Here is a 22,362-nt window from a genome sequence, read left to right as displayed (position 1 = left end):
GATGGCTCCTGTCTGCATTCGCGGCGGCCTGCTTGATGCATCATGGCGGGATGCGGCCGCAAGAGCCGCTGTGGCAGGATCGATAGCGCCATGAGATTTTCAAGACCGACAGAGACGGTATAGTCCCTGCTAAGGGCTGCGGCGCAGCGCATGCGCAAGCGAAGGGACATGCATGGAACAGGTTGACTGCGTAGTTGCCGGCGCCGGCGTGATCGGACTCGCGATTGCGCGCAGCCTGGCCGCGAAAGGCCTCGATACGCTTATCCTCGAGGCGGCCGACGCCATCGGCACCGAGACAAGTTCACGCAATTCCGAGGTCATCCATGCCGGGATCTACTATCCTCGAGGGTCGCTGAAGGCCGAGTTCTGTCTTGCTGGACGAGAGATGCTCTATCGCTACTGCGCGGAGCGCGCGGTTCCACATCGGCGCTGCGGCAAGCTGATCGTGGCGACGGATGAAGCCCAGGAGCCAGTGTTGGCCACCATCCACGCCAATGCCGCAGCCTGCGGTGTCGGCGATCTGCGTCTCCTCGCCGCCGCGGAAGCGCTGACCCTTGAGCCGGCGCTGTATTGCACCAAGGCGCTGCTTTCGCCGTCGACCGGAATCGTCGACAGCCACACGCTTATGCTGACGCTGCTCGGCGACGCCGAGGAAGGTGGCGCGATGCTGTCGCTCAACACCCGCATCGTTTCGGGCCGCATCGAAGCCGGCCGCATTGTTCTCCAGACGACCAATGCGACCACCGGTGAAAGCTTCGAGATAGCCACTTCGCGTCTCGTCAACGCCGCCGGCCTCGGCGCGGTCGCGCTCGCTGGCTCGCTTGATGGATTCGACCGGCAGTTCCTGCCCACGCTCCGCTACGCCAAGGGCAACTACTTCTCGGTGGCCGGCCGGGCGCCCTTCTCCCGGCTGGTCTATCCGGTGCCCGAGCCTGGCGGGCTCGGCGTCCACCTGACGCTGGACCTTGGCGGCACCGCCCGCTTCGGCCCCGATGTCGAATGGACCGATAGGCTTGACTATGGGGTCGATCCATCGCGCGGTGAGCGCTTCTATGCTGAAATCCGCAAATACTGGCCGGAACTCGCCGACGAAAGCCTGCAGCCCGCCTACAGCGGCATCAGGCCCAAGCTTTCCGGCCCGGGCGAAGCCAACAGTGATTTCGTCATCCAGGACGCACCGACCCACGGCGTTGCGGGTCTGGTCAATCTGTTCGGCATCGAAAGTCCCGGGCTGACGTCCAGCCTGGCGGTCGCAGAGCATGTGGCGCGCATCCTGATGCCTGACTCGCGCCGAGCCTGACGGATTGCCAAGAGTCAGCCGAGAACCTCGACGGCCAATACTGAAACGCAGTCGCCGGCCTTGACCAGCCCAGGAAAATGTCGCGCGGCCAGCAAGCCGGACATTCTGGCTCTGATCTCCTGAGGCGCGACGCCGGTGCGCCCGATCGAATGGATGCGCGCCACGACCTGGCCCTCTTCCACCGTCTCGCCGAGATCGACCATTGTCTCGATCATGCCGTCATCCTCGGCGAAGGCGAAGCAATCGCCCGAAGGCATGTCGAGCCACTGGGTTCTGCTCTTCTCGACCGCGCCATCGACAATGCCGGCATGGCGAAGCACGTTGAGGATGCCGCGGCGGGCGATGCGCACCGTCTCGGCCCGGGACGTGCCCCCGCCGCCGAGTTCGGTGGTGACGAAGACCTTGCCCATTTCCTCGGCCGCCGTGTCATACATGCCGACGGTGTCGATCTCGGCCATGCGCATCGAGAAGGGTGCCGAAAAAGCCTCCACCGCGGCAAAGGCCTTGGCTTCCTGCACCTTGTCCGGCAGCGTGTGCGCGGCGCAGAACGGCACAAAGTCCAGCGTCTTTCCGCCGGAATGGAAGTCGAACACGATGTCCGCGCGCGGCAGCAATTCGCGCTGGAAATAGTCGGCGATCTTCTCCGTCACCGTGCCGTCCGGCCGGCCGGGGAAGCTGCGGTTCATATTGCCTTTGTCGATCGGCGAGGTCCGGCTGCCGGCCCGGAACGCCGGATAGTTCATCGCCGGCACGATGATCACCGTGCCGGAGACATGCTGGGGATCGAGCGTGCGGGCGAGCTCGTAAAGCGCCAGCGGCCCCTCATATTCGTCGCCGTGATTGCCGCCGGTGAGCAGCGCCGTTGGCCCCTTGCCGTTGCGGACGACACAGATCGGGATGGTCACCGAGCCCCAGGCGGAATCGTCGCGGCTGTAGGGCAGGCGCAAGAAACCGTGCTGAACGCCGTCGCGCTCGAAGTCGACGGTCGCGGCGATCGGCGATGGACGCAGAGCTGACATCGGCCTCAGCCCTTCACGAACAGCTTGCGCGGCACGTTCGCCAGGCATTCGACGCCGGTCTCGGTGATCAGGATCGACTCGGTGATCTCCAATCCCATGGTTTCCAGCCACAGGCCGGTCATGAAATGGAAGGTCATGCCGGGCTTGAGTTCGGTGCGGTCGCCGGGGCGCAGGCTCATCGTGCGCTCGCCCCAATCCGGCGGATAGGAAATGCCGATCGGATAGCCGGTGCGGTTATCCTTGACGATGCCGTACTTCTTCAAGACGGCGAAGAAGGCATTGGCGATATCCTCGCAGCTATTCCCCGGCTTTGCCGCGGCAAGGCCCGCCTCCATGCCTTCGAGCGTCGCCTTCTCGGCGTCGAGGAAAGCTTGCGTCGGCTTGCCGAGGAAGACGGTGCGCGACAGCGGACAATGATAACGGTTGAAGCAACCGGCGATCTCGAAGAATGTGCCCTCGCCCGCCTTCATCGGCTTGTCGTCCCAGGTGAGATGCGGCGCCGAGGCGTCGGCGCCCGACGGCAGCAGCGGGACGATCGCCGGGTAGTCGCCGCCGATACCGTCGACGCCGCGCGTGCCGGCGTCGTAGATCTCGGCAACCAGATCGCATTTGCGCATGCCGACCTCGATCTTGTCGACGATGCGCTGATGCATGGCTTCCACGATGCGGGCGGCCTTGCGCATGTACTCGATCTCGGTCGGGCTCTTCACGGCGCGCTGCCAGTTCACCAGTGCGGTGGCGTCGACGAAGCGGGCGTTAGGCATATGCTTCTGCAGCGAGGCGAAGGCGGCAGCCGAGAACCAGTAATTGTCCATCTCGACACCGATGGTCAGCTTGTCCCAGCCGCGCTCCGCCAGCACGCTGGCGAGATAGTCCATCGGGTGCCGCTCGCTCGACTGCACATAGTGATCGGCGTAGCCGATGATGTTGTCATGCGCGAGGTAGGCGGTGCGCTTGGCACCGTTGGCATCCTGGCCGCGGCCATACCAGACCGGCTCACCCGACGGCGGCACGATGACGGCCTGATGCACATAGAAGGACCAGCCGTCATAGCCGGTCAGCCAGGCCATGTTCGAGGGATCGCTGACGATCAGCAGGTCGACCCCCTTGGCCTCCATGGCTTTCCGCGTTTTGGCGAGGCGATCGGCAAATTCGCTCCGCGAGAATTTCAGGTTTGGCTGCATCGTTCTTGGTCCTCGTTTGTTGGGCCTGGAGCCTGTTTCAACCTCGTTGAATGCGGCTCGTCTTTTGTCTGAGCCGATCTTCTCGGAAACCGGTTCTCAGTTTCCGGATCGCGCTGTGGCCAGGCATCAGCTTTCGAAAATGGTTCCGGCGTTCGTCGCCCGTGCGCGGTCGCGGGCCAACGTGGCGATCGCGGTGTCCTGGACCCCGGTGCCGGTGAGGTCGGCGATCGTGACGTCGCTGGCTGAACGCCTGCCGTGCCTGGCGCCGGCGATGATCTGGCCCAGTTCGGTGACTTGGGCGTCGGCCGCCATCACGCCTGCATCGATGGCATGATGAAGCTCGCCGAGACGCCGCGTCTGCCTGGCGCTGTCGGCGACGTAGAGGTCGGCCATGCGCAGGATTGCGGGTGCGATCTCGTTCTTGTGCTCTGCATCCGAGCCCATGGCGGTGATGTGCTGTCCGGCGGAGACGAAACCGGCCTTGATCAGCGGCTCGGTAGAAGGCGTCGTGGTGACGATGATGTCGGCGCCGGCCGCCGCATTCGCCGCATCCGGCTCAGCCCGCACCACGATGCCCAGCTTTTCGCGCAGGCGGGCGGCGATAGCCTCGGCCTTGGCCGCATCGCGTGCCCAGATGCGCGCTTCTTCGATCGGCCTGACGAGGCGCAGGGCCTCCAGTTGCAGATCGGCCTGCAGGCCGGCGCCGAAAATGGCCGCGACCGAGGAGTCTTCGCGCGACAAATACTTGGCTGCGACTGCGCCGGCAGCGGCGGTGCGGATGTCGGTGAGATAGCCATTGTCGAGCAGCAGCGCCTCGACCGTACCCGTCTTCGCCGAAAGCAGCACCATCATGCCGCCACCGCTGGGCAGGCCGAGCTTCGGATTGTCGAAGAAGCCGGAGCTGATCTTGACCGCAAATCCGTCAATGCCCGGCACATAGGCCGACTTTACATCGACCTCGCCATGGTTCTCGGGAATGTCGAGCCGCAGGATCGGCGGCATCGCCACCGGCAGCGTGGCCAAAGCGCGGAAAGCAGTCTCGACGCAGGCGACGGCATCGAGATCGAGCGTCACGACCTTGCGTAGCTCCGCTTCGGTGAGGATGGTCATGCGGCTCATGCGGCGCGCTCCGTTGCTGTGGCCGCCTCGCCGCAGACAATGCGGCGATGCAGGCCCATGTCGATGTTGCGGCCGGAAAGGATCAGCACCGTCTGGCCGCTGGTGCTCACCTTGCCGGAAAGCAGCGCGCCGATGCCGACAGCACCGGCGCCTTCGACGATCTCGCGCTCCTGTTCATAGGCATGGCGAATACCGGCGGCGATCTCGTCTTCGGAAAGCAGGATGACATCGTCGAGCAGGCGGCGGCACATGGCAAAGGTCAGCCGGTTGTCGAGGCCGATGCCGCCGCCGAGCGAGTCCGCCAGCGTCGGGAGTTCCTCGACCTGCACGGGCCGGCCGGCATCGAGGCTCGCCTTCATCGCCGCACCGCGCACCATCGAAACCCCGATGACTTTGCAGCTCGCACTCACGCCCTTCACCGCCGCGGCAACACCCGCCGCCAGCCCACCGCCGGAGAGCGGCACAAGCACGCTTGCTGCGTCCGGCACCTGCTCCATGATCTCCAGGCCGAGCGTGCCTTGCCCGGCGACGATGTCGGGATGGTCGAAGGGCGGCAGCATGACGAGCCCCTCCTGCGCCGCCAGCCTGTCGACCTCGTGCTGGGCATCGTCCTGGCTGTTGCCGACGATGCGGATCTCCGCGCCAAGGTGGCGGATGGCATCGACCTTGTTTTCCGGCACCAGCCGCGACATGCAGATCACGGCGCGGATGCCTTCGAGCTTTGCCGCATGCGCCAGCGCCAGACCGTGATTGCCGGTCGAAGCGGCGACAACACCGCGTGATCTCAGGTCAGGGCTCAACGCCGCGATCGCATTGGAGGCGCCGCGCAGCTTGAAAGCGCCGGTGGCCTGATGGTGCTCCAGTTTAAGGTGGACGGGATAACCAACCTGGTCTGAGAGGCTTCGCGACAAGACGGTCGGCGTCCGCTCGACCTTGTCGGCAATCCGGTCGCGGGCAGCGCGAATATGCTGAAGCGTGACTTCCATGTGGATCACTTGGCCAAGGGCTTGGTCATCAGGCGGCCGAATTCCGGACGCGCTGTCTCATCGCCGCAGAGCCGCAGGCAGTTCCAGGCGCTGGCCTGATTGCTGGTGACGACCGGGCGCCCGATCGCTTCTTCCATGCCGGGAACGGCAAGCGCTGCGCGCAGTGCCGTACAGGAGACGAACAGCGCATCGGCCTGGGCATGCGTGCTCTTGCGCGCCAGGCCAACGAGCGAGGCCGGCTTGATCCGCGCCATCTCGCGGTCATCCTCGAAGCCGAGGCAGGTGAAGCTGACGACGTCGAAACCGTGCGCTGCGAAATAAGCCGCCATCGGCCGGCTCGTCTCGACGGTATAGGGCGTAAGAATGCTGATCCGCTTCACGCCCAACGCGCTCAGGCCGCGCATGCCGGCCATGGGCGGCGTGACCACGGCAACGCCGGGCTTGGCCGCCTGGATCGCGGCCTCGATCTCGGCGTCGCCGATCACGACGGAAGCCGATGTGCAGGAGTAGCAGATGGCGTCGAGCGGCTCGTCCGGGAGGATGAGCGCCGCGCCAGCCGAAAGCGACGGCTGCATCTTGCGCAGGTTTTCCGGTGTCGTCGGATTGGCATAGGGAATGCGCGCGACATAGACCCCGATCCGCTCGCTCGCCACCATGCGGCGGAAATCCACCTCGCTGGTGTGGTCGGTGGCCAAGGCGATCAGCCCGACACGCTTTTCCAGCGGACGCGGATCAAGGGCGGGCCGGGTCGATGCCAGCCGGATTTCGGGCAGCGGTTTCATGGTTTTCATCTCTCGATCCTGCCGTAACGATGCTCCAGCCAGCGCAGGAGCACGACGGAGCAGAGGCTGATGACTAGGAAGAACGCGCCGACCAGCGTCATCGGCTCGATGTAGCGATAGTAGCTGTTGGCGACGCTCTTGGCCTGGTTCATCAGTTCGAGCACCGTGATCGCCGAGAGCAGCGGCGTCTCCTTGAACATGGCGATGAAGTAGTTGGCCAAGGCCGGGATCATCGGCGGGATCGCCTGCGGCAGGATGATGTGCGTCCAGGTATTGCGGCCGCTCAGATTGCAGGCCTTGGCGGCCTCCCACTGGCCGCGCGGCACATTCTCGATGCCGGCGCGATAGACTTCGGCCGTGTAGGTGCCGTAATGCAGGCCGAGCCCGATGACACCCGCCACCAGCGGCGGCAGCAGGATGCCGATGTCGGGCAGCACGTAGAAGATGAAATAGAGCTGCACCAGCAGCGGCGTGCCGCGGATGAACTCGGCGAACCAGCCGACGCTGCGCGCCACCAGCCGGTTCGGCGAACGCCGCGCCAGCGCGATTGCCAGCCCGACGATCGCCGCCAGGATCGAGCCGAGCACCGTCGCCAGGATGGTGATCTTCACGCCCTGGATCAGAGTCGGCATGATCTCGCGGACGAAATTCCAATCCCATTCCATTAGTGGGCCCATTCCATCAGACACGCACTCCGTCGAGACCGCGCGCCATGCGGCGCTCCAGCGAGCGCACGCCCCAGGAGATGATCAGCGCGAGCGCGAAATAGATCACCAACACGGAAACGAACGGCATCAGCGTGCTGCCCGTCTGCGAGCGCACCACCTGCGCCTGGAAGGTGAGATCGGCGAGCGAGATCAGCGACACGACGGAGGTCGCCTTGAGCAGTTCGATCGCGTTGTTGCCGAAGGTCGGCAGCATGATGAGCAGCGCCTGCGGCAGGATGACATGGCGCATGCCTTGCCAGCGGCCGAGATTGAGCGCCGTGCAGGCCTCGTATTGCTCGCGGCCGATCGACAATATCGCGCCGCGCACCACTTCCGCGCCATAGGCGCCGACATTCAAGCCAAGCGCCAGCACGCCGGCCTGCAGCGGCGTCAGCGACAGCCCGGCGAAAGGCAGCACGAAATAGGCCCAGAACAGCTGCACGAAGATCGAGGTGCCGCGGAAGAACTCTATGTAGATCGTGGCCAGCATCCGCACGAGGAAGAAGCGCGACACGCGCCCCAGGCCGGCGAGGAAGGCCATGATCAGAGCAAGCACCGATCCCATCAGCGTCAGCTCGATGGTGACGAGCGCTCCCTGCAATATCAGGCCGAGATAGCCGGACCACTGGGTCATTTGCGTTTCAAAATTTCCAATCGTTTGCGTTTGTGCGAGGCGGCGGTGACAGCAGATGAGGGGCGGAGCCAGCCTCGCAGAACTTCGCGCTGCCCCTCATCCGTCACTTCGTGACACCTTCTCCCCGTGGAACGGGGAGAAGGAAGAAGCATCCGCTACTTCGCCGCGCAGAGCTTCTCGCGCGTCGTCGACATCGCCGCCTTGGCCGAGAAGCCGTAGGGCTCGATGATCTTGGCGAACTCGCCCGACTTCTTCATCTTGGCGAGCTCGACGTCATAGGCATCGCGCAGCGCCTCGTCGCCCTTCTTGAAGGCGGCGCCGTCGCAATAGACCGGGGCGCCCTGCACCGGGGCGATCACTTCGAGGTTCGGATCATTGGCCTTCTTGATCAGGTCGTTGATCGAAAGGACCGGCAGCGAATAGGCGTCGATGCGGCCATCCTGCACCATCTTCAGCCCGCTCTGGCCGTCCGGAACGACGATGACGCGGTCGCGCGGCACGCCGGCGTTGAGCGCGAGTTTTTCCTCGGTGCCGCCGCCCGGCGCACCGATGGTGGCGGAGGCGTCCTTGGCGATGTCCTCATAGCTCTTGAAGCCTTTCGGATTGCCCTTCTTCACCAGCATCGCCTCGGCATCGCACAGCACCGGCTCGGAATAGGCAACCGCCGCGCAACGCTCCGGCTTCATGAACAGCCCCGCGGTGACGACGTCGAAGCGTCCGGCCTGCAGGCCAGGGATCATGGCGCCGTATTCGGAGATCGAGGCGACGATGTCGTTGACGCCGAGCCGCTTGAAGATCTCGCGTGCCACGTCGGGGGCGGCGCCCGAGACCTTGCCGTCGGCGGCCACCGCCGTGTAGGGCGGCTCGTTGGCGATGGCGACGCGGGCAAAGCCTTGCGCCTTGAGCTCCTCGAGCTTGGCGTCATCCGCCGAGCGCGCACCGGAGGCAAGCAGCATCGTGCTCACTGCGAGGCCGGCGACGCCAGCCAGAATGCCAAGTTTCTTCATCGTTCCCTACTCCTGTTTCTCTTCTGGTTTGCTCACTAGCGGCGATCTTGCCGCCTCGGGACGACTTCGTCGCCCGCTGCATAGCGGTCAGACGCGATGTCCGGCCGCGATGATCTTCTTCAGGAAGCTCTGCGTTCTTTCCTGTTTGGGATGGCGGAAAATCTCATCGGGCTTGCCTTCCTCCACGATCCTGCCGCGGTCGAAGAACAGCACGCGGTCGGCGAAGTCGTGGGCGAAGCCCATTTCATGGGTGACGAGCAGCATCGTCATGTCGGTCTCGGCCGCCAGCTTGCGCATGACGTTGAGCACCTCCTCGACCAGTTCCGGGTCGAGTGCCGAGGTGACCTCGTCGAACAGCATGATCCTGGGCGACAGCGCCAGCGCACGGGCGATCGCCACGCGCTGCTTCTGGCCGCCGGAAAGCTGCGCCGGCATGGCCTTGGCCTTGTCGGCCAGCCCGACCATGTCGAGCAATTCCATGGCCCGCTTTTCGGCCGCGCTACGGGCGACGCCCTTGGTCAGCATCGGCGCCAGTGTCACGTTGTCCATGACGCATTTGTGCGGAAACAGGTTGAACAGCTGGAACACCATGCCGATCTTCTGGCGCATTTTGGCGAGGTGCCGCTCGTCGGCCGGCATCAGCTGGCCGTTGCGCTCCATGTGGTAAAGCTGCTCGCCCTCGATCTGGATATGGCCACCGTCGATCTTCTCCAGCGTCATCAGGATGCGCAGGATCGTCGTCTTGCCGGATCCTGACGGGCCGATCAGCGCCAGTTTCTCGCCGGGCATGACCTGCATCGACAGGCCGTCCAGCACCTTGAAGGCGCCGAAGCTCTTCGAAATTGCATCGACCTTGATGATGGGCGCGGGCAATCAATTTCCCCGTTCTGGAGAAGCCTATGCCCTTAACGATGCGAAACGCGTCAAATCATGTCAATTAGGAAAATAATATCATGACAATATTTCCAGCGCGGCACAATTCCAGGGCAATGTGCGCTCCCTTGTGCATCAAATGGCGAGCAGGAGATGCTCCGGGTCGCCAAGCAGAAGCTTGGCGACAACGCTCAAGCCCGCGCGCAGTTCCCCCTCGGTGGTGGAACCCAGCGAGATTCGCACGGCGGGCTGCCAGGGCGTGTCGGCGATGCGGAACGAAGCGCCCGGCGCAATAGCCACGCCGCGCAGCCGCGCCTGTGCGACAAAACTCTCCTCGGCGCGGTCTCCCGGCAGTTCGAGCCAGAGATGCAACCCGTCGCGATGGCACCGATAGTCGACGCCCGCCAACATTTCCGCAACTATCTCCTGGCGCCGTCTGAGTGCCCCCCGCTGCCAGGTCACCAATTCCATCGCCGTGCCGTCATTGACCCACCGCGTCGCGATCTCCGCCACCATCGGCGTCGCCATCCAGTTCGACACCAGATGCCGGTTGGCAACCGCCGCGACATAGCGGTCCGGCACGGCGAGATAGCCGATGCGCAGGCCGGGCACCGTGATCTTGGTGAAGGAGGTGACGTAGAGCGTCCGTTCCGCCGCGAAAGCAGCGACGGCCGGCGGCCGCCCTTCGACCAGAGGCCCAAGCACATCGTTCTCGATGATGGCGATGTCGTGCTTGCGGGCGACCGCCGCGATCTGCTCGCGCCTTGTGGCGTCCATCAAGGTCGCCGTCGGGTTGATCACCGACGGCTGGATAAAGACGGCGCGGATGTCGGAGAGCCGGCACGCCTCGTCGAGCGCCTCGGGGATCAAGCCGTTGCCGTCGATCGGCAGGCCTTCCAGGTTGAAGCCGAGATAGCGGGAAAGCGGCACCAGCGTGTGGTGGCCGATCGCCTCGGTGGCAACCGTCGAGCCCGGGGGGGCCACGCTCATCAGCGCCACCGTCATGCCGGCCGTCGCGCCATTGGTGAGGCTGATGTTCTGCGGCGAGGCTTCAAGGCCGCAGAGCTTCAGCCATTCCACCGCGACGGCGCGATGACGCGGAAACACCATGTTCGGCCGGAACGACAGCGCCGAACTCGACGGCAGGTTCTCGGCCAGCCAACCCAGCGCCTGCTTCAGCTTCTCCAAGTGCATCGGCTCGCAGACCGGCTTCAGGATGGAAAGGTCGATGACCTCGCCCAACCGCTCCGGAATGTAGGGCGGCTCCGGCTCGCGGCGCTGCGTCTGGACGAAGCTGCCGCGTCCGACCTCGCCGGAAATCAGCCCACGCCGGATCAGTTCCTCATAGGCGCGGCTGACCGTCTGCACCGAAAGCTGCAGATCATCGGCAAGGCGCCGATGCGTCGGCAGCCGCGCGCCATTGGCAAGCCGCCCGTCATGGATCGCGCGCGCAATTTGATCGGCCAGCGAGAGATAGGCCGGCCGACGGATGAGAGCAGGATCTGGCCGCCATAATGTCATGACTTATTAGAGATCGAAATCAGTGCAATTGACAATCGAAATAATGCATCGTCATGGTGTCCCGGACAAAAGGCGAAGGCGGCATGGCGGCAGCGAAACTCGACCCGATCGACCTCAGGATCCTGGACGCCATCCAGCGCGACGGGCGCATCACCAAGCTGGCGCTGGCCGAGAAGGTCGGGCTGTCGCCGACGCCGGCCTGGATGCGGCTGCGCAAGTTGGAGAAAGCCGGCATCGTCTCCGGTTACCACGCAACGATCGCCATGCGCATCATCGCGCCCGTGGCGACAGTGCTGATGGAGGTGACGCTCGCCAATCACCGCCAGGCCGATTTCGACCGTTTCGAGCGCGCCGTACGCGACATTCCCGAGATCGTCGCCTGCTGGTCGGTGGGCGGCGGCGTCGACTATGTGCTGAAGGTCATGGCGCGCGATATCGACGCCTATCAGCGGCTGGTCGATTCCTTGCTCGAACGCGAGATCGGCATCGATCGTTATTTCACCTACATCGTCACCAAGACGGTCAAGGATGAAACCGTGCTGCCGGTCGCCGACCTGTTGCCGTGAGCAATAAGACGTCGCGGAGGCTGGGCCAATTTCACGGTTTGGCGTCATCAGCCGCCGGTCGAGCTATAGAGAGATCATCTGCTTCCGCGGGCCAATAGAGACAATCTCTCTACGGACGGACACTGAAACAGTCTCCTTTTTTGCCCGGCCCGATCGATGCTTGGACATCCAAGGGAGATGTCCATGTCCGCGCATTTTGCCCGCACGAACCATCATGAAGCGCTCGATCGCCTTGCCGATCGCCGGCTGCTGCGCGCGCTGGCCTACGTCGATGGCCATTGGACCGCAAGCGAGGCGGCGGAAAGTTTTGAGGTCACGGATCCGGCGACCGGCGCCACTGTGGCCTTCGTTGCCGCACTCGATGCAAAGCAGACGACGAAGGCAATCGACGCTGCTGCCCGGGCCTTGCGGGCCTGGCGCTCGGCCTTGCCGCAGGAGCGTTCGGCAACTCTAAGAAAATGGTTCGAGCTGATCGTCGCCGCCAAGGACGACCTGGCGCTGCTGATGACGCTCGAACAAGGCAAGCCGCTGAAGGAATCGCTGGGCGAGATCGACTACGCCGCCTCTTTCGTCGAGTGGTATGCCGAGGAGGCAAAACGCCTCAACGCCGAAAGCGTCACCAGCCACCTTCGCAATGCCGAGATGATGGTGCGGCGCGAGCCGCTCGGGGTTGTCGGCGTCGTCACGCCGTGGAATTTTCCTTCGGCCATGCTCACCCGCAAGGCGGCAGCGGCGCTCGCCGCCGGCTGCACGATTGTGGCGCATCCATCCTCAGAAACGCCGCTGTCGGCACTGGCGCTGGCCGAGCTTGGCGAGCGCGCCGGGCTGCCGGCCGGCGTCTTCAATGTCGTCACCGGCGATGCCCGCACGATTGTCGCTACGATGTGCGCTGATGCCAGGGTTCGCGCCATGAGCTTCACCGGCTCGACCGAAGTCGGCCGGCTGATCGCCGCCCAGAGCGCGCCGACGATGAAGCGGCTGGTCATGGAGCTCGGTGGCCACGCGCCGCTGATCGTCTTCGACGATGCCGACATCGACAAGGCCGTGACGATCGCCCTCGACGCCAAATTCGCCACCTCCGGCCAGGATTGCCTTGCTGCCAACCGCATCTATGTGCAGCGGGGAATCTATGGCCGGTTCTGCGCCGCTTTCGCCCGTCGCATCGAGCAGCTCCGCACCGGCAACGGGCTGTCCGGCGAGACCGATATCGGACCGCTGATGCATGAGCGCGCAGTCAAAAAGGTGGAAGAGCAGGTCGCCGATGCCCTCGCCCATGGCGCGCGTTGCCTGGCCGGCGGCAAGCGCCATGCGGCCGGGCCGCTGTTCTATCAGCCGACGCTGCTGGTCGATGTGCCGGACGAAGCGCTGATCATGCGGGAGGAAACCTTTGGTCCGGTCGCCGCTGTGACGCCATTCGAGGATGAGGCGGAGGTCGTTGCCCGCGCCAATGCCACCGAATATGGCCTCGTCGCCTATGTCGTGACCGAAAACGGCGCGCGGCAGGCGCGCCTGGGCCGTGCGCTGGACTACGGCATGGTTGCAATCAACCGGGTCAAGATCACCGGCGCGCCGATCCCGTTCGGCGGCGTCAAGCAGTCCGGCATCGGCCGCGAAGGCTCGCGCCACGGCCTGGAAGCCTTCACCGACCTCAAATACCTTTGCCTGGATGTCGCCTAAGCCACCCCCGGAATTTCAGGAGTCTCAAAAATGCTCGAACAATCCAACGAACTGTCAGCCTGGGACCGCGACCACTTCTTCCATCCCTCGACGCATATGGGCACCCATGCGCGCGGCGAATCGGCGGCTCGCGTCATGGCCGGCGGCGAAGGCGTCACCATCTGGGACAACACCGGCAAGAAGAGCATCGACGCCTTTGCCGGCCTCTATTGCGTCAATGTCGGCTATGGCCGCCAGAAGATCGCCGATGCCATCGCTAGCCAAGCGAAGAACCTCGCCTACTATCATGCCTATGTCGGGCACGGCACCGAGGCCTCGATCACGCTCGCCAAGATGATCGTCGACCGCGCGCCGAAGGGCATGTCGAGGGTCTATTTCGGTCTTTCCGGGTCCGACGCCAACGAGACCAACATCAAGCTGATCTGGTACTACAACAACGTTCTCGGCCGGCCTGAGAAGAAGAAGATCATCTCGCGCTGGCGCGGTTATCATGGCTCCGGCGTGATGACGGGCTCGCTGACCGGGCTGGAGCTGTTCCACAACGCTTTCGACCTGCCGCGCGCACCGATCATGCACACGGAGGCGCCCTATTATTTCCGCCGTGCCGACCGCTCGCAGAGCGAGGAGCAGTTCTCGCAATATTGCGCCGACAAGCTGGAGGAGATGATCCTCGCCGAAGGCCCGGACACGATCGCCGCCTTCATCGGCGAGCCGATCCTCGGCACCGGCGGCATCGTGCCGCCGCCGGCCGGCTATTGGGAAAAGATCCAGGCCGTGTTGAAGAAATACGACGTGCTGCTGGTAGCCGACGAGGTGGTGACCGGATTCGGACGTCTCGGCACCATGTTCGGCTCCGACCACTACGGCATCAAGCCCGATCTGATCACCATCGCCAAGGGCCTCACCTCGGCCTATGCTCCGCTGTCCGGGGTCATCGTCTCCGACAAGGTCTGGCAAGTGCTGGTCAAGGGTTCCGACAGACTGGGTTCGCTCGGCCATGGCTGGACCTATTCGGCGCATCCGATCTGCGTTGCCGCAGGCGTTGCCAATCTCGAGCTGATCGATGAGATGGATCTGGTCAGGAACGCCGGCGACACCGGCGCCTATTTCCGCGCCGAGCTTGCCAAGGCCGTTGGCAGCCACAGAAATGTCGGCGAGGTGCGCGGCGACGGCATGATGGCCGCAGTCGAATTCGTGAAGGATCGCGACAACCGCGTCTTCTTCGATCCGGCGCTGAAGGTGGGGCCGCAGATCGCCACGGCGCTCGCCGCAAGCGGCGTCATCGGCCGCGCCATGCCGCAGGGCGACATCCTCGGCTTCGCGCCGCCGCTCTGCCTGACGCGCGAGGAGGCTGACACGATCGTGGCCAAGACCGCCGACGCGGTAAACAGCGTATTGGCCGGCATCTGAAGCGAAACGGTTTTGCGTCCGGAACTGCGTGAAAGAAAAGGGACAGAGCGACGTGAATGCCATGACCGGAACCGTACCAGCAACAATGGCCGCCATGCTGCTCACGGGCCATGGCGGCTTGGAGAAGCTCGTCTACCGCACCGACGTGAAGGTGCCCTCGCCCGCTGCCGGCGAAGTGCTGATCAAGGTCAGCGCCTGCGGCATGAACAACACCGATGTCTGGGTGCGCCAGGGCGCCTACGGCACGGAAGAGGACGCGGGGGCCGTCTCGAGCTGGCGCCGGCAGGGCAACACGTTGACCTTCCCGCGCATCCAAGGCGCCGACACCGTGGGCATTGTCGTCGCCGTCGGCGACGGCGTGCCTGCCGCTCGCATCGGCGAGCGCGTCATGGTCGACTTCTCCATCTACAACCGCGACGACGATTCGCTTGCCGACATCGACTATATGGGTCACGGCCGCGACGGCGGTTATGCCGAATACCAGACCCTGCCGGCAGAGAATGCGCATGTCGTCGACACCGAGCTGAGCGATGTCGAACTCGCCACCTTCTGCTGCGCCTATCTCACCGGCGAGCAGATGCTGGAGCGCGCGGGCTTGAAGGCCGGCGAGCGTGTGCTGGTCACCGGGGCATCGGGTGGCGTCGGTTCCGGCATCGTGCAACTGGCGCGAGCGCGGGGCGCCATTCCATATGCGGTCGCCGGCAAGGGCAAGGAGCAGGCGGTGCTGGACATCGGCGCCGAGAAGGTGATCACACGCGGCGTGGCCGACTTGCCTGCAGCGGTCAACCAGGCGACGGGTGGCAAACCGATCGACGTGGTCGCCGATCTTGTCGGGGGCGCCGTCTTCAACGACCTGCTGCGCATCCTGCGGCCGGAAGGCCGCTACACGACGGCCGGCGCCATCGCCGGGCCGGTGGTGCAGCTCGATCTCCGCACCATGTATCTGAAGCAGTTGCAATTGCACGGTTCGAGCCAGGGCACGCGGGCGGATTTCCGCCGCATCGTGCGCTACATCGAGGAAAAGAAGATCCGGCCTCTGGTCGGCGGCGTCTACAAGCTCTGGGATTTCCACCGCGCCCAGACGGATTTCATGGGCAAGGACTTCGTCGGCAAGCTGGTGGTCGTGCCCGATTCAATGTGGAACGTACAGCCCTAGCCAGCGGCTCCATAGCCCGACCTGCTTGTCTCGTTCGTGACACAGGATCCGCAGGTCGGGCCATGCTCCGGCTCGACCGACCGGCAGCGATCCAACATTGCACCCGCGGCGCTCGCAAGGCCCTAACATACGTTGTTGCGAACCGTCTTTTGTCGGCGTCCTCTCTGGCAAAGCTTGACGGATCAGCGACATGCGGTCGAAACGGTTCCGAAAACCAGTGGTGGTGCAGCCAGGGCGCATCGATCGCGATCGCGTGGTTGCTTCGGTGTTCGATGCGGCTGACGTGCTGCTGCACGAGTGGCCGAGGCCGCATTCCCCGATGAGACGGCGTGCGCTCGAGGCCTGCCTCGCCGTGCTGCGCGATCAGAAACCACCACGGATAGCACGGCAGGCTTTCGTTACTGCAGCCAAGGATGCAAGAATCCTGCTGCGCGATCCAGGCTAGATGCTGTCGCCCAGAAGTGTGCAGCGCGCTTTAGTTTTTGTCTTGATGCATGTCGTTGTCTCAGAACGCCTGCACACTTCTGAGCGGCGCGCCTTAGATGCTGCGACACATCCCTTTGGCCGCCGGGGAAGCTGCTCTCGAGCGCTTGAACGTCGCAGCCCATCCCTCAGCCACCGCACCGGAATTCCCGAGCTGACGAGCGGGGGACGATCCACGCGCTCATGAGATTGCACCGCCGCGTTTGGCTGGGAACAAAGCCGAAGCACGATTGTTCGGCTCCACCCGTAAAGCAAAGGAGCTTGGGACCATGACCACGCCTAGAATCCTCGCCCCGTTGGCGATCGTTGCGGTGGCGTTTGCCTTTCCCGCTTTCGCGGCCGATGACGCGCAGAGCTTCGTCGACAAGGCCGCTAACGGCGGCATGTTCGAAGTGGATTCGAGCAAGATCGCGCAAGACAAGGCGAAGGACCAGCAGGTCAAGGATTTCGCCAAGAAGATGATCGCCGACCACGGGGCGGCAAACGAGAAGCTGCAAAGGATCGCCGGCGAGCAGAAGCTGAAGGTGCCGGCCGAGCCCGACGCGGCGCACAAGAGCGACTTGGAAAAGCTGCGGAACAGCAACGAGGGCGTGGACCAGCCCTATGTCGCGATGCAGCGCAAGGCCCACGCCGACGCGGTCAGTCTCTTCGAATTCTATGCCAGGGACGGTGACAATTCGAGCCTGAAGGCCTTCGCCGCCGAAACCCTGCCGACGCTCAGGATGCACCAGGACATGATCGAGAGGATCGCCGCCGCCGCAGGCATGCCGGCCGTCAAGTCAGCGTCGACACCGAAACCCGCCGCCCCGGTCCCCGGGGCCAACAGCTTCACCGAGACCCAGGCCAGGAACCGCATCCAGGACGCCGGCTACAGCGATGTCTCTGCGCTCGCCAAGGATGACCAGGGCGTCTGGCGCGGTCAGGCCAGGAAGGACGGCAAGAGCATCGCCGTTGCGCTCGACTATCAAGGCAACGTCTTTGCCGGCCAGCAGTAGACCACGAAGGGAGTCAACCAGATGCAAACGATCACCGCGCTATTCGACGACTATGACGATGCCTCCGACGCCGTAGGCGAATTGGAGTCCATGGGCGTGCCGGCGTCCAACATCAGCATCGTCGCGAACAACTCCGCCGGCTGGTACAAGGATGCACCCTCCTCGGCCGCCGAAGACGCGGCCGGCGGCGCCGGCATCGGCGCCGTCGTCGGCGGCGCCGGTGGCTTGATGACCGGTCTCGGCGCCATGGCTATCCCCGGGCTCGGCCCGGTGGTTGCGGCTGGCTGGCTGGCGGCGACCGCCGCCGGTGCGGTCGCCGGCGCGGTCGTTGGCGGAGCAGCCGGCGGCATCATCGGCGGCCTGACCGACGCCGGCGTGCGCGAGGACGATGCCCATGTCTATGCCGAGGGTGTCCGCCGTGGCGGCGCGCTGGTGACTGCGCGCGTCGACGAGGAGCTTGCTTCCAAAGCCCAGGAGATACTTCACAGTCCCAATGCGGTGGACGTCGCCGAACGTCGCGGCGAGTACGAAGCAGGCGGATGGGCCGTCTTCGATCCTGCGGCCGGCACCTATTCCGCCGAAGAAATCGAGCGCGAGGCAGCGCGTCGGCGCCGTGCATGACCTTCGTTGCCGGCTGACATGGTCGGCCGGCTCCCTCGACGAGCCAGGAAGGAACCCGGCATGAGACGAGTGCTGTTGCCGCTGATACTGACTGCGGCGGTTGTGCTGATCTGTTACTGGGCCTTCGTGTATGTCGGCACGAGCTGGCCCACGGCGCCCGTGAAGCGGGCGCCGGAACAGAACCAGGGCGGGAATGCGCCGCAGGATACGTCTCCGGCGGCCGGCGTGAAGAAGAACCCCCAGGATGCCAGCAAGATGCCGGGTGCCCAGTAAGCGGGTCCTGGACGAACCCGTTCGCGGTGACGCCAAACGTAGGGCGCTGAAACCGTGCAACGCTGAAAGGAGATGTGCAGACAAGGACTTAAGAAGGCAGCTTGAATCCGTTTCAGCGCGCGGTTCACTGACGGTCTCGTCATTCGCGCTCGACAAATTCGTTGAAACGGCTGGTGGCGCCGTCTGCAGTCATGTCCTGATGCAGGAAGGCAAGGTTGTTGTCGTCGAGTATCCGGAAGAAGTCGTCCCATTCTATCGGCTGCAGAGCCTCTTCCGCTTCGCCGAAATCGACCCGCAGGATCGCGCCTTTTCCTGATGTGCTGAGAACGGCGGGCCTGCCTCCGCGCGCTTCGATCCACGCCCGGATCACCTCGTGATTTGTGGTCTTCATAGCCTCGCTCATCGTGGTCTCCATGGCCCGTTGATACGCCAAGAAGAACCCGCACCCAGGCTCGATCGTTCCCGTATGCGTCGGCTTTCTCGAAGACCGGCTCGATCCAAATCACACACGAACAGTGCTGGGACAGCATGGGTGACAAGGGCCCGTCGCCATGATTGGCAACGGGCCCACGGCGGGGCTCGGATGGGACCCCGGATCGCTGGAGGGAAAAGCGATCTGCTACCGAACTGAACTGCGGTCGGAAAGTTCCGGGAAAAACTGCGGCAAGGAACCAACCGCGCGTCTGCTGGTTCAGCAAGTATCCAAGGCGATGATGCAGGCCAGCGAATACAGCGCGCCGGCGGATTTTCGCCCTACCGCGCGGCCGAGGAGACCCACATGCTCGATCTCACCCGCGAACGCCGTCGAATGGTCGATATCCATCTCAGCCGTCGTGGCATTCACGACCGCGAGATCCTGCAGGCAATGCGGGAGGTTCCACGCGAGGCCTTCGTCGACCCAGGTTTCGAGGAATTCGCCTACGAGGATGGCCCGTTGCCGATCGCCAACGGGCAAACGATATCACAACCTTACATCGTCGCCTTCATGCTGGAGATGGCAGCAGTCGGTCCCGGCGATCAGGTTCTCGAAGTCGGCACAGGATCCGGCTACGCGGCCGCCGTGATGAGCCGGATTGTCGACCACGTCTACACGATCGAACGCCACGCCGGTCTTGCCGAATCCGCCACGCAGCGCTTCCAGAAACTTGGCTACCGCAACATCGAAGTGCGGACCGGCGATGGCACCAAGGGCTGGCCCGAGGCTGCCCCTTTCGATGCCATCATCGTTGCCGCCAGCGGGCCGGGGGCGCCGCTGGCGCTGCAGCAGCAGCTCGACGTCGGCGGCAGGCTGGTCATCCCCGTCGGCGACGACCCCTACGAGCAGCGCCTGCTCAAGGTCACCCGCACAGGCGCCTCCACCTACAGCGAGGAGGATTTCGGCGCGGTACGCTTTGTTCCTCTGATCGGCGAGCAAGGCTGGCGGGAGGACCGCGTAAAAGGCGCCAGCCGGGTTGCCCCGCATCCGCGAACCCGCAGCCTGCCCGAGATGATCGCCGCGGCGGCCGAACCGCTGCCGGACTTCGACGATCCTGCCTTTGCGGAGCCGTTCGACCGCTTCGCCGAACGCAGGATCGTCCTGCTCGGTGAAGCCAGCCACGGCACCTCGGAATTCTACCGGGCTCGCGCGGCGATCACCAGCAGGCTGATCGAGAAGCACGGCTTCACCATCGTGGCCGCCGAGGCCGATTGGCCGGACGCAGCGGCGGTCGACCGCTATGTGCGCCACCGGCCGCCTTCGCCAACCGCCGGCCGGCCCTTCCAGCGGTTCCCGACTTGGATGTGGCGCAACACCGACGTCGCGGCCTTCGTGGCCTGGCTGCGCGGGCACAACGAAACGGTCGGGACCCCGACGCGCCAGGCAGGTTTCTACGGGCTTGACATCTACAACATGAGCGGCTCCATCGCCGCCGTCCTCGACTATCTCGATCGCGTCGACCCCGAGGCGGCAAGGATCGCGCGGGAGCGTTATGGCTGCTTGACCCCGTGGCAGACGGAACCTTCGACCTATGGCCGCGCAGCGCTCACCAGAGGCTACCGTCAATGCGAAGAGGCGGTGCTGCAGCAATGCCGGGATATGCTGGCGAGACAACTCGACGATGCCGGCATGGATGGCGCCGAGCTGTTCGACGCCGCACAGAACGCGCGGCTCGTCGCTTCCGCCGAGCGTTACTATCGCGCCATGTATTATGGCGGTTCGCAATCCTGGAATCTGCGCGACACGCATATGTTCGAGACCCTGGAACACATCCTGGAAGCGCATGGGCCGGAGGCGAAAGCCGTGGTATGGGCGCACAATTCCCACATTGGCGATGCGCGCTACACCGAAATGGGCATTTCGCGCGACGAAGTGAACATCGGCCAGCTTTGCCGCGAACGCTTCGGCAGCGCCGCCGCGCTGATCGGCTTCGGGACGCATACCGGGACTGTCGCCGCCGCGAAGGATTGGGATGGCGACATGGATGTGATGTCGGTACGCCCGTCCCGGGACGACAGCTACGAGCGGCTTTGCCACGACGCCGCCGTCCCGCGTTTCCTGCTCGATCTCGGACGCGACGTGAGCCTTTTCGATCGACTGACCGAGCGTCGGCTCGAGCGATTCATCGGCGTGATCTATCGGCCGGAAAGCGAATTGCACAGCCACTATGCCGACGCCTCGCTGGCCCGCCAATTCGACGCGTTCGTCTGGTTCGACGAGACCCGCGCAGTGACGCCTCTCGGGCCAGAGCACGCGGCGAGCGGGCTGCCGGAAACCTACCCGTTCGGACTCTAGGGCCGCAAGCCGGACAGCCGCTGATCGACTTTTTCCGTGGCTGGAACATCGGGCGCGTCTCGCTGTTGGGAGACCAAAGCAGTGAGGAAAGGCTATGAGCGGAAACCGACACACGAAATCGAGAAAGCCCAGCGATGCCGACATCGGCAGCGATCCTGGCATCGGCACGTCCAAAGGCACTTTCAAGGAAGGTGACGAGTTGGAGCGGGGCGAGAATACGATCGAAGGCGATGTCGAGAACGACACCACCGCCGCCGGCGGGATCGATCCGCGGCAGAAATTGCGAACGAACAAATGAAGCCGAAGGACCGTGAGTGTAGCGCTTAAGTTTGAGCACATCCAACCTGCATCGGTCACCTACTTGATGAACATAGAACAATTCATCAAGCGATGAACAAAGTCTCAATGCAGGCGAGATAAAGACTTCGTCCATGCCTTGATCACGAATTCTATCCTGCGGAACAGGGGCAATAGACCGGTGTTGTTCTCATATCGCAATCAGGCGATAAATGAGGAGATTTCCCATGATCAAACTTGTATCGGCATCTATTCTTGCTGTTGGTTTGGCCACGTCGGCCATGGCGCAAACCAGCGGCTCCGGCACCGGAACCGACAACAACGGCACCGGCACCGGCACGGTGACAGGCACCAACGGCGGTGCCGTCACGACTGATCCGAACACCACCAACAGCACAAACTCGACCGGATCCAATGGCATGAACGATCGCTGCAAGGACGCGGCGGGCAACGACGTCGACAACAACACCGCGACCGGCAACACGACCTCGGATATGCAGAACTGCAACAAGTAGCAGCGACGCACAATTCCCCCCTTGCGCCATTGAGCAAAGCCCGCCTGCCAGGCGGGCTTTCCACACGTGTCGCTCAGAAAGGCCCAGCCAGCAATGTCCGCACGCCGCTCTTTGGTTCAGTCCTTCGCGTAATCGCCGGGTTGGCGTCCACTCTTTGAGGCTTTCGCGTCCTTGGAGTGTTGCCCACTCGAGCGGCCGGCCCCAAAGCTCTTTTGCGTCGCCGCGCGGGGCGTTGCAGAGCCTGGAGGGTTCTGGCCATCGGATTGGTGGGTCTTGTCTTCCACCTCGCCACGCTTGCGTGTGAGACCGATAGCATCGTGCGGCTTTTCGTTGTTGGCCGCGGCTTGCGAAAATTGATCGGACGGATCTGGATCGGTATTGGCCGGGTATTTCCTGGCGCCGGTCTCGCGGCGGTTCTCACGCTCGTTCATGGCTGATCTCCGGTTGGCCTGTTGGATAACACGGCT

24 protein-coding genes are annotated in these 22,362 nt (G+C 64.2%); 12 read left to right on the top strand and 12 right to left on the bottom strand.

The genetic code is table 11. From position 1 onward, the window contains the following. The first annotated feature begins 172 nt into the window (after positions 1-172). On the top strand, positions 173-1,300 hold the full coding sequence (locus EN818_RS14160; RefSeq protein ID WP_095808615.1) for an NAD(P)/FAD-dependent oxidoreductase: 1,128 nt from the start codon (positions 173-175) through the stop codon (positions 1,298-1,300). A 14-nt stretch (positions 1,301-1,314) separates the two neighbouring features. Here the strand turns inward: EN818_RS14160 and doeB are convergent, their stop codons facing one another. The 10 genes from doeB to EN818_RS14110 all read right to left on the bottom strand — a co-directional run bounded on the left by doeB (position 1,315) and on the right by EN818_RS14110 (position 11,132). Next, positions 1,315-2,319, bottom strand: coding sequence for a N(2)-acetyl-L-2,4-diaminobutanoate deacetylase DoeB (doeB, locus tag EN818_RS14155; RefSeq protein ID WP_095808614.1), 1,005 nt, complete (start codon positions 2,317-2,319; stop codon positions 1,315-1,317). Positions 2,320-2,324: 5 nt separating this feature from the next. Then, positions 2,325-3,503, bottom strand: a complete 1,179-nt coding sequence (gene doeA / locus EN818_RS14150) for an ectoine hydrolase DoeA (protein WP_095808613.1) — start codon at positions 3,501-3,503, stop codon at positions 2,325-2,327. A 126-nt stretch (positions 3,504-3,629) separates the two neighbouring features. Beyond that, a complete protein-coding gene (locus EN818_RS14145) occupies positions 3,630-4,622 on the bottom strand; it encodes a cyclodeaminase (protein WP_095808612.1) in 993 nt (330 codons plus the stop codon). Next, entirely contained in the window at positions 4,619-5,608 is a 990-nt protein-coding gene (eutB, locus tag EN818_RS14140) for a hydroxyectoine utilization dehydratase EutB (RefSeq protein WP_165350012.1), read from the bottom strand. Before eutB ends, EN818_RS14145 begins: the two co-directional genes overlap by 4 nt. Before the next feature lie 5 nt (positions 5,609-5,613). Continuing rightward, positions 5,614-6,390, bottom strand: a complete 777-nt coding sequence (gene eutA, locus EN818_RS14135; protein ID WP_095808672.1) for an ectoine utilization protein EutA — start codon at positions 6,388-6,390, stop codon at positions 5,614-5,616. 5 nt (positions 6,391-6,395) lie between these two features. After that, entirely contained in the window at positions 6,396-7,055 is a 660-nt protein-coding gene (ehuD, locus tag EN818_RS14130) for an ectoine/hydroxyectoine ABC transporter permease subunit EhuD (protein WP_095808610.1), read from the bottom strand. A gap of 16 nt (positions 7,056-7,071) precedes the next feature. Continuing rightward, on the bottom strand, positions 7,072-7,731 hold the full coding sequence (gene ehuC, locus EN818_RS14125; RefSeq protein ID WP_095808609.1) for an ectoine/hydroxyectoine ABC transporter permease subunit EhuC: 660 nt from the start codon (positions 7,729-7,731) through the stop codon (positions 7,072-7,074). A gap of 155 nt (positions 7,732-7,886) precedes the next feature. Beyond that, positions 7,887-8,738: an ectoine/hydroxyectoine ABC transporter substrate-binding protein EhuB gene (gene ehuB / locus EN818_RS14120; RefSeq protein ID WP_095808608.1), complete on the bottom strand. Its 852-nt coding sequence runs from the start codon at positions 8,736-8,738 to the stop codon at positions 7,887-7,889. Between the two features lie 87 nt (positions 8,739-8,825). Continuing rightward, positions 8,826-9,611, bottom strand: coding sequence for an ectoine/hydroxyectoine ABC transporter ATP-binding protein EhuA (gene ehuA, locus EN818_RS14115; protein WP_095808607.1), 786 nt, complete (start codon positions 9,609-9,611; stop codon positions 8,826-8,828). A 135-nt stretch (positions 9,612-9,746) separates the two neighbouring features. Further along, positions 9,747-11,132, bottom strand: a complete 1,386-nt coding sequence (locus tag EN818_RS14110; RefSeq protein WP_095808606.1) for a PLP-dependent aminotransferase family protein — start codon at positions 11,130-11,132, stop codon at positions 9,747-9,749. Between the two features lie 83 nt (positions 11,133-11,215). Between EN818_RS14110 and EN818_RS14105 the strand changes: the two genes are divergently transcribed. The 8 genes from EN818_RS14105 to EN818_RS14070 all read left to right on the top strand — a co-directional run bounded on the left by EN818_RS14105 (position 11,216) and on the right by EN818_RS14070 (position 18,313). Further along, positions 11,216-11,698, top strand: coding sequence for an Lrp/AsnC family transcriptional regulator (locus EN818_RS14105; RefSeq protein WP_095808671.1), 483 nt, complete (start codon positions 11,216-11,218; stop codon positions 11,696-11,698). Positions 11,699-11,881: 183 nt separating this feature from the next. Then, positions 11,882-13,375: an NAD-dependent succinate-semialdehyde dehydrogenase gene (locus EN818_RS14100; protein WP_095808670.1), complete on the top strand. Its 1,494-nt coding sequence runs from the start codon at positions 11,882-11,884 to the stop codon at positions 13,373-13,375. A gap of 30 nt (positions 13,376-13,405) precedes the next feature. Beyond that, a complete protein-coding gene (locus EN818_RS14095; RefSeq protein ID WP_095808605.1) occupies positions 13,406-14,785 on the top strand; it encodes an aspartate aminotransferase family protein in 1,380 nt (459 codons plus the stop codon). 52 nt (positions 14,786-14,837) lie between these two features. Next, positions 14,838-15,941, top strand: coding sequence for an alcohol dehydrogenase family protein (locus EN818_RS14090; RefSeq protein ID WP_095808669.1), 1,104 nt, complete (start codon positions 14,838-14,840; stop codon positions 15,939-15,941). A 190-nt stretch (positions 15,942-16,131) separates the two neighbouring features. Continuing rightward, entirely contained in the window at positions 16,132-16,386 is a 255-nt protein-coding gene (locus EN818_RS14085; protein WP_095808604.1) for a DUF982 domain-containing protein, read from the top strand. Positions 16,387-16,693: 307 nt separating this feature from the next. Continuing rightward, positions 16,694-17,419 (top strand): DUF4142 domain-containing protein, encoded by a 726-nt coding sequence (locus EN818_RS14080; RefSeq protein WP_095808603.1) that lies wholly within the window; start codon positions 16,694-16,696, stop codon positions 17,417-17,419. Between the two features lie 21 nt (positions 17,420-17,440). Continuing rightward, the gene (locus tag EN818_RS14075) at positions 17,441-18,040 is read left to right on the top strand and encodes a hypothetical protein (protein WP_095808602.1); all 600 of its coding nucleotides are present in this window, start codon (positions 17,441-17,443) and stop codon (positions 18,038-18,040) included. A 60-nt stretch (positions 18,041-18,100) separates the two neighbouring features. Then, positions 18,101-18,313 carry a hypothetical protein gene (locus EN818_RS14070; RefSeq protein WP_245420591.1) on the top strand — a complete coding sequence of 71 codons (213 nt, stop codon included), beginning with the start codon at positions 18,101-18,103 and terminating at the stop codon, positions 18,311-18,313. A 139-nt stretch (positions 18,314-18,452) separates the two neighbouring features. Here the strand turns inward: EN818_RS14070 and EN818_RS14065 are convergent, their stop codons facing one another. Continuing rightward, entirely contained in the window at positions 18,453-18,716 is a 264-nt protein-coding gene (locus EN818_RS14065) for a hypothetical protein (RefSeq protein WP_095808668.1), read from the bottom strand. A 375-nt stretch (positions 18,717-19,091) separates the two neighbouring features. Between EN818_RS14065 and EN818_RS14060 the strand changes: the two genes are divergently transcribed. The 3 genes from EN818_RS14060 (at position 19,092) to EN818_RS14050 (ending at position 21,895) form a co-directional block, all read left to right on the top strand. After that, complete coding sequence (locus EN818_RS14060) at positions 19,092-21,083, top strand: protein-L-isoaspartate(D-aspartate) O-methyltransferase (RefSeq protein ID WP_095808600.1); 1,992 nt, start codon at positions 19,092-19,094, stop codon at positions 21,081-21,083. A 94-nt stretch (positions 21,084-21,177) separates the two neighbouring features. Beyond that, a complete protein-coding gene (locus EN818_RS14055; protein WP_095808599.1) occupies positions 21,178-21,381 on the top strand; it encodes a hypothetical protein in 204 nt (67 codons plus the stop codon). 226 nt (positions 21,382-21,607) lie between these two features. After that, positions 21,608-21,895: a hypothetical protein gene (locus EN818_RS14050; RefSeq protein ID WP_095808598.1), complete on the top strand. Its 288-nt coding sequence runs from the start codon at positions 21,608-21,610 to the stop codon at positions 21,893-21,895. A gap of 116 nt (positions 21,896-22,011) precedes the next feature. Here EN818_RS14050 and EN818_RS14045 read toward each other — a convergent pair whose 3' ends face one another. Further along, a complete protein-coding gene (locus EN818_RS14045; RefSeq protein WP_095808597.1) occupies positions 22,012-22,326 on the bottom strand; it encodes a hypothetical protein in 315 nt (104 codons plus the stop codon). Between the last annotated feature and the right edge of the window lie 36 nt (positions 22,327-22,362).

This window comes from Mesorhizobium sp. M3A.F.Ca.ET.175.01.1.1, from assembly GCF_004791945.1.
In the GTDB taxonomy this organism is placed as follows: Bacteria; Pseudomonadota; Alphaproteobacteria; order Rhizobiales; family Rhizobiaceae; genus Mesorhizobium.
The sequence above is the reverse complement of the archived record's forward strand: the minus strand, read 5'-3'. Positions and strand labels throughout refer to the sequence as shown.

What these genes read in the sequence shown, in the direction of transcription:
- EN818_RS14160 (WP_095808615.1), top strand. Translation starts at nt 173, where the DNA reads ATGGAACAGGTTGACTGCGTAGTTGCCGGCGCCGGCGTGATCGGACTC.
- doeB (WP_095808614.1), bottom strand. Translation starts at nt 2,319, where the DNA reads ATGTCAGCTCTGCGTCCATCGCCGATCGCCGCGACCGTCGACTTCGAG.
- doeA (WP_095808613.1), bottom strand. Translation starts at nt 3,503, where the DNA reads ATGCAGCCAAACCTGAAATTCTCGCGGAGCGAATTTGCCGATCGCCTC.
- EN818_RS14145 (WP_095808612.1), bottom strand. Translation starts at nt 4,622, where the DNA reads ATGAGCCGCATGACCATCCTCACCGAAGCGGAGCTACGCAAGGTCGTG.
- eutB (WP_165350012.1), bottom strand. Translation starts at nt 5,608, where the DNA reads ATGGAAGTCACGCTTCAGCATATTCGCGCTGCCCGCGACCGGATTGCC.
- eutA (WP_095808672.1), bottom strand. Translation starts at nt 6,390, where the DNA reads ATGAAACCGCTGCCCGAAATCCGGCTGGCATCGACCCGGCCCGCCCTT.
- ehuD (WP_095808610.1), bottom strand. Translation starts at nt 7,055, where the DNA reads ATGGAATGGGATTGGAATTTCGTCCGCGAGATCATGCCGACTCTGATC.
- ehuC (WP_095808609.1), bottom strand. Translation starts at nt 7,731, where the DNA reads ATGACCCAGTGGTCCGGCTATCTCGGCCTGATATTGCAGGGAGCGCTC.
- ehuB (WP_095808608.1), bottom strand. Translation starts at nt 8,738, where the DNA reads ATGAAGAAACTTGGCATTCTGGCTGGCGTCGCCGGCCTCGCAGTGAGC.
- EN818_RS14110 (WP_095808606.1), bottom strand. Translation starts at nt 11,132, where the DNA reads ATGACATTATGGCGGCCAGATCCTGCTCTCATCCGTCGGCCGGCCTAT.
- EN818_RS14105 (WP_095808671.1), top strand. Translation starts at nt 11,216, where the DNA reads ATGGCGGCAGCGAAACTCGACCCGATCGACCTCAGGATCCTGGACGCC.
- EN818_RS14100 (WP_095808670.1), top strand. Translation starts at nt 11,882, where the DNA reads ATGTCCGCGCATTTTGCCCGCACGAACCATCATGAAGCGCTCGATCGC.
- EN818_RS14095 (WP_095808605.1), top strand. Translation starts at nt 13,406, where the DNA reads ATGCTCGAACAATCCAACGAACTGTCAGCCTGGGACCGCGACCACTTC.
- EN818_RS14085 (WP_095808604.1), top strand. Translation starts at nt 16,132, where the DNA reads ATGCGGTCGAAACGGTTCCGAAAACCAGTGGTGGTGCAGCCAGGGCGC.
- EN818_RS14080 (WP_095808603.1), top strand. Translation starts at nt 16,694, where the DNA reads ATGACCACGCCTAGAATCCTCGCCCCGTTGGCGATCGTTGCGGTGGCG.
- EN818_RS14075 (WP_095808602.1), top strand. Translation starts at nt 17,441, where the DNA reads ATGCAAACGATCACCGCGCTATTCGACGACTATGACGATGCCTCCGAC.
- EN818_RS14070 (WP_245420591.1), top strand. Translation starts at nt 18,101, where the DNA reads ATGAGACGAGTGCTGTTGCCGCTGATACTGACTGCGGCGGTTGTGCTG.
- EN818_RS14065 (WP_095808668.1), bottom strand. Translation starts at nt 18,716, where the DNA reads ATGAGCGAGGCTATGAAGACCACAAATCACGAGGTGATCCGGGCGTGG.
- EN818_RS14060 (WP_095808600.1), top strand. Translation starts at nt 19,092, where the DNA reads ATGCTCGATCTCACCCGCGAACGCCGTCGAATGGTCGATATCCATCTC.
- EN818_RS14055 (WP_095808599.1), top strand. Translation starts at nt 21,178, where the DNA reads ATGAGCGGAAACCGACACACGAAATCGAGAAAGCCCAGCGATGCCGAC.
- EN818_RS14050 (WP_095808598.1), top strand. Translation starts at nt 21,608, where the DNA reads ATGATCAAACTTGTATCGGCATCTATTCTTGCTGTTGGTTTGGCCACG.
- EN818_RS14045 (WP_095808597.1), bottom strand. Translation starts at nt 22,326, where the DNA reads ATGAACGAGCGTGAGAACCGCCGCGAGACCGGCGCCAGGAAATACCCG.